Raw genomic sequence first — 5,787 nt, 5'->3', positions numbered from 1 at the left:
CATCTCCGAAATCAGCAGTTCCGCGGTTTCGATCTGGACTTCGGTGAGCCAGGGGAGCTTCTGCGGCAGCGACCTCACCCATCGCCGGGTCTTCGCGGCGGGGGCGACTCGCGGGCCTTCGTCACCGATCTCGCCGATCGCTTCGCCGACATCGCGGACGACGAACTCCTCGTGGGCCAGCGGTGCGGACGGCTGGTTGCGCGGCTTCGGCTTCGGCTGCGGCGTCGGCTTCGGGACCGGCGCCGGTGGCTCGGGTGACGGCTGTGGCGGTTCGGGTGGGGGCGGGGGTGGTTGTTGTTTGCGCGTACGTTTGCGCCGTTTGGGTTCGTCTGGATCGGCACCCATTCGGGTGACCAGGCGCTTCCGCTCCGTCTTCTTCGGCGGTGGGGCAGGTTGCAGGTGTGGGACTCCGCCGACGGCCGGCAGGCGGCTGGGGTCGTCGCTGTATTCGAGAGAATGCGGGTTCAGTTGCGGGGTAGCGGGTTTCTGGGGCGCACCGGGGACGTCGGGGCTCGGTTCGGTCGCGTACCGGGATGGCATCGAGAGTGAGTCGGGCGTTTTGCCGAGCCCGGCGTCCAGATTCGTTTCCGGCGCGGCCATATGGCGATCCGACAGGGGGTTGGTGATATCCGGAGCGCGCGGTGAGGTGGGACCAGGGGTGTTCTCGGGGTCGTCGGGGTTTTGGACGAGGCGCCCCAAGCCGACGGAATCGTTGGGCAGGGGAGTCAAAGAGGGGGTGTGCGGTATGACGGGTATCGCGTCGGCGGGTGGTTCGTCCTCCAGCGGGTAGGAGACGCCGGGGATGACTACGTAATCCCCGGCGGGCTTCTTCTGGACACTGTGTTCCCGCGGGTCCTGTTGGACGCTGTGCTCCCGGGGGTCCTTTTGGATGTTGTGTTCCCGGGGGTCGTCCACGACGGTGCCCGGTGGGGTGGGGAACTCCTCTGGATCGGCGTCGGGTTCGTCGTCGCCCGGTCGGCCGGTTGCGGCCGCCGGGGCTGCCGCGGCGGAGTGGGGAGTTTCTCCGGGATCGGTCGGCAGGAACCCCGTTGGCGAAGTCGATGCTGTCGGCGAGTTCCGAGCGACAGAGTTTCCCAGATCCGCTGACGGAAATCCTGCCGCTGCCGCCGATGCCGTCGGCGCGTTCGTGTGGGCGGTAGGGCTGTTGGCATTCGGTGTGTGGCCCGCCAGTGGTGCCGCGAGCGGGCTGGTGCCGCCCGAACTGCGCGTGCCGCTGGACGTTGTCGGCCCAACAGACGGTCTCGGCTCGCCGGTGTGCGAGGTATTGCTTGCCGCCGGGGCGCCGGCTGCCTGGGATGCGGTCGACGGGGGAACGGGGTTTCGCGGCTCGGGCGTGGCGGAGGCATACCCTGCGGGGTCGGTGTTCGGTGGCGGAGCACTGGCCTGCGCGACCGGATTCTGCGTATCGGAACCAACAGGTGTCGCGGGCGCGGCATCCGGAACGGACGGTGCGTGCCCCGCCACGGCGTCTTCCGTTCCGGTGTGCGTCGAGGGCGGTGGTGTGGTGTCCGCGGCCGGTATCGGCGCTTCCACCGATGGTGCGGTGGTACCCGCACTCGCTGGCAGTGAAGTCTGAGCCAGCTCCGCTTCCAGCTTGGCGATCTCCGCGTCGAAATCGACCCTGTGCAGAGGCTGTCCCTCGTGGGTGGTCGCGCCCTCGTCCAGTGTGCCACCGGCCGGTCGGGGCCCCGCCATGTCCGGGGAGGCGTTGCCCGCGGTCTGTTCCGGCGCGACCAAGTACATCTCTCCGGCAGGTCCGTGTTCGACCATGAGTGGGCTCGCGTAAGAACTGCTGCCGTCGTCGAGAAGGACTTCCGTGCCCGGCCGGGTAGCGGACCCTTCGGCGGTCACATTCATTCCCCGCTGCTCCGGGCGCACCTGAGGATCGCTGATCTGTGCCTGACGGGTCGGCATCGGTGTGGCCGAACCGCCTTCGGGATGGGCGGCCACGGCGACACCGCCTCGTGCGGTCTCGGTCATGTTCCAGCCGGACCATCCGGTGCCGCCACCGCGCGACGACGAAGGCGACGACCCTCCCGACGGGTAGTCGGGCGTGCTCCTAGGTGCGATTCCGCCGCCGCCGTCCAGCGACTGGCCAGGGCCCTCGCCGCGTAGGATTCGGGCGATGGCGTCGTCGACCATGTCGCGGAGGATCTGATCGCCCTCCGCCATCCTCGCCTCGGACAGGTTCTCGGGCCGGTCCATCGAACCATCGCCGGACTCGGGACGCCTCGCTCGCGGTGCGTCCACGTCACTGGTGGTGGACGTGGACTCGGGCGTCGCCGTCTGTGTTTGCGGCGGACGACCATCCCCGGGCGCGGAAATTCTGGCCGATGGCGCCGCGTCGGGGGGCGGCCCCGAATCGAGAGAGGGCACCGGTTCGATCGAACTCGCGTTCGCCCCGGCCCGCCCGGCGCGCACCCCCGCCCCGATTCCGCCGACGAGGCCGGAGCCGAAACCCGTCCACACCATGGTGGCCAGGTCCTTGCCGCGCAGGTCGCCGCCCGTCAAACCCCACGCGGTCAGCCCACCCGCCAGACCACCGGCCATACCGCCCACGCCGCCGGCCGCCACGGTGCCCAGCACACGCCCGCCCGCTTTGATCGCCAACGGCGCGACGCGACGACCGACCTCGACACCGACCAGACCACCGACGGCACCGGCGGCGGCTCCGATCCCGACCTTCTGCCAATCCACCTTCTCCCGGTGGCCCTGCGCGATCTGGACACGTTGGGCGACATAGGGCACTCCGCCGCCGACCACCGTCCCGAAGAACACACCCTTCGTAGCCAGCATCAGCCGCGGGTGCTCCGCGACGAACCGCGCGACCCTGCCCAATATGGTCAAAACCAGATCGCGCTGCGCGAGTTCCATCCCCACCCTGGCCTCGGCGCGATCGGAGATCGCCTTCACGATGCTGCCGGGCGGCGGCATGGCCATGTCGATGATCCACTGCGCCAGCAGCGCTGCTGCAATGCCGATCAGGACGTACTGCCCGTACTCGGTATCCGTGGCGTTGGCATACAGCTTCCGGGCCATCGAGTTGTTGAACTCGATCTGCGCCTCTACCTGGTCGAGGATCTTGCGGTACTGCTTCTGTATTTCCGTACCGGTCTCGCCCTCGACCGCCTCGTCCAACCGCTCCAACGCCGCGCGGAGCCGATGCGCCACTGGCACCAGCGCGTTCGCCGCGTCCGACCAGGCGTCGGCGTCGCGCCGCATCGCCTCCGGGTCCCCCTCCGGAAAGTGCCCCAACACCATGTCGGTCAGCCAGTCGGGGAAATAATCCGGGATCTGCACCATCAGGCGCTCGATCGTCCGCGGGCGTGCTCGATGACCAACCGATGCAGTACTTTCGCGGGCCCGCAGGCGCGGCTGCCACGCAGTTCGACTTCGGTGAACCCTTCCACCACCGCCGCACCAGGGTCGAAAAGGTCACCGCAGAAGCACGCGCGGATCAGCTGGGCGCGCCACTGCCGGTAACCGCGCACGATCGCGGCCAGCGTGTCGCCGCGATCCCACGGCCCGCTGATGCGCCGGTACTCCATGAGCAGCGACCGGTGCGCCGACTGCCGCACATGCAGCCCGGCCCCCGCCTCGAGTATCCGGCCCAGGTCGCGAACGATCGTCGAATACATCGGCCGGTCCACGGACCCGGCCACCCGCTCACCCGAGCCAGCCGCGGCCTCCACCCTTTCGGCGAGCAGTACGGGGTTCGCCACCGCGACCCGGTCCAGCAGAATCCACCCGCCGGTGACCACGTCCGCTGTGCCGTCGGGCACGCGACTCGGCACCACACGCGACACCGTGCCATCCCGCAGGTCGGTGATCTCGATCCCGCCCGGCCGAATGAAAGGATATTTGCCGAGGATGCCGTCGACGGCCGCCGAGATCTCGTCGACCGTAGGTTTCGACACACCGGAGTCTTCGAATCCGGCGATCCGGAGGCCGTGGCGAGCGGCCAGCGCCCGCGCGGCGGCCACGGCATCCGGGTCCGTCCGTACCCGGGAGTGCTTCGCTTCCGCCGGTGCCGGTTTCGGCTTGCGCGCTTTCGGGTCCTTGCCGGGTTTCGCCGCGTCGGGCCTCGGCCCCTTGCGGCGTGGCGGGAAGGCCTGATTCTGTGCCGGACCGCCCGGGCTGCGCGACCACGGCGTGCCGGATGTGTTTCGCATCCATGGCGAATCAGCGGGCGGCCTCGTCCATCGGGTCTCCGGCGTACGCGGGACGGCCGCGGGTCCGGACGCGCCGGGCTTGGATGTCGCCGCAGGGGATGGTTCGGCGGCGGCAGGTGTGGCAGTGGCCGGTGATGTAGGGTTGCGCGCGGCGTCTCGCGCCGTTGGCGTCGCCCGGTCCTGGACGGAAGGCGGCGAGGGGAAGTTGGCGGACGGCTCCTGCCCGGACGAGTCGGGAGTACCGGCCGGGCCGTAGTCGCCGGGGTTCGTCGAGCCGGGCGCGATCGGGTTGCTGGTCGGTTGATAGCCGGGCTGTCCTGTTCCATGTGCGGCAGTAGGGCCACTCGCCGTAGCGGTAGGGTTGTCGACCTGGGTGGCGGGGTTGTCGGCTTGGGGGGTGGGATTGTCAGCCGAGGTGGGCACAGTGGTGTCGCCGGCGGATCCCGGCTCGGTGTTCGGCGTGGAGCCGGACTGCGACGGCACCGGACTAAGCGACTGCGGCTGGCCGTAAGGAGTGTTGCTGACCGGCATGGAGTCGAACGGGTTCTGCTCGCGGAGCCGGGAGCCGCTGTTGTGGTCCTGGTCGTGCAGCGCCTCGCCCGCCTCGGCGACGCTGCTGCTCATCCCGTGCAGATTGTGGACCAGGTTCTCGAAGCCGGTGATCCCTTTTTCGGACGCCGGCTCGTAGCTGTCGCCGAAGGCCCGGCCCGGCTCGTCGTCGCCCCAGCATTTGCCCTCGGCGGCGAGTCTTTCCTTCAGGCGCGCCAGTTCTCCTTGCGCGGTGTCGGCGATGGCGGCCAGTTCAGGAGTGATGGCTCGGAGCAGGTCCGTGTCCACCCGCAACGATTGAGCCATGCCCCGGTAAACCCTTCACCCGCGTCAACGACACCGAGAGAGAACATTGTCCGCCAGGATCGTTCCGGCCCCGTGTGCTCTGTTCCCGAAGTTGGGAAGGAACCTTCGCCCTCGTCGCATCGTGGTCCATCGACGGTGGGACTCCGCACGGTGGTCGGCTCGAGTCGAGCGTGCGCCGCGCGGACCCGCGCGCACCGTCCTGACGCCGGTGCACCGATCGGTAGTGTGCCATCGTCGTGCCGGACCGAGGCCACGCCGGGTCGCGATCAGGCGGGCAGGGGCGTGTGATCGCGACAGCTGGGCGCATTGTCGCGTTCGGTGATGCGGACGTACAGCCGGAGCAGCACCTCACGCAAGGTGATGCCGAGGTCGTCGGCGTGCATGGCGGCCAACTCGAGCGCGAGGTCGCTGGCGAGTGTGCGGGGATCGCTGAGCATTTCGTCGAGCACCATCCCGCTGACGGCTTGCTCGCGGGTAAGAGTGACTGTCGGCAGCCAGCTGAGTTCCCAACCTGTGTCAGAGGAATAGGGGAGCAGCCGCGCCGTTTCCGGGGTGATATCGCTGGTGATGATCGAATCGGTGATGTCGAGTGCCATGATCCGCTCTCATTCACTCTGTTCGGTATGACGCGGGACCCGCCGGGCTCGCCCGGAGTGCGGTGACCCGCGCTCGGCCACGGCTCGAACATGATGACTTCGTCCGTGCCGGAATTACTCGGTGCACTAATGCTCAGGGAAGG

Annotated in this window: 3 protein-coding genes; 1 reads left to right on the top strand and 2 read right to left on the bottom strand. The window is 69.0% G+C overall.

Going from position 1 to position 5,787, the window contains the following annotated elements:
- The first annotated feature begins 2,860 nt into the window (after positions 1–2,860).
- Positions 2,861–3,307, top strand: coding sequence for a hypothetical protein (locus AB0L97_RS25850; RefSeq protein ID WP_364434132.1), 447 nt, complete (start codon positions 2,861–2,863; stop codon positions 3,305–3,307).
- Between the two features lie 16 nt (positions 3,308–3,323).
- Here the strand turns inward: AB0L97_RS25850 and AB0L97_RS25845 are convergent, their stop codons facing one another.
- A complete protein-coding gene (locus AB0L97_RS25845; protein WP_364434129.1) occupies positions 3,324–5,048 on the bottom strand; it encodes a hypothetical protein in 1,725 nt (574 codons plus the stop codon).
- Positions 5,049–5,314: 266 nt separating this feature from the next.
- The gene (locus tag AB0L97_RS25840) at positions 5,315–5,644 is read right to left on the bottom strand and encodes a hypothetical protein (protein WP_364434126.1); all 330 of its coding nucleotides are present in this window, start codon (positions 5,642–5,644) and stop codon (positions 5,315–5,317) included.
- Positions 5,645–5,787 lie beyond the last annotated feature (143 nt).

Source organism: Nocardia sp. NPDC051911 (genome assembly GCF_040681035.1).
Lineage (GTDB): Bacteria > Actinomycetota > Actinomycetes > Mycobacteriales > Mycobacteriaceae > Nocardia > Nocardia sichangensis.
This window is presented reverse-complemented; position numbering and strand designations above follow the sequence as displayed.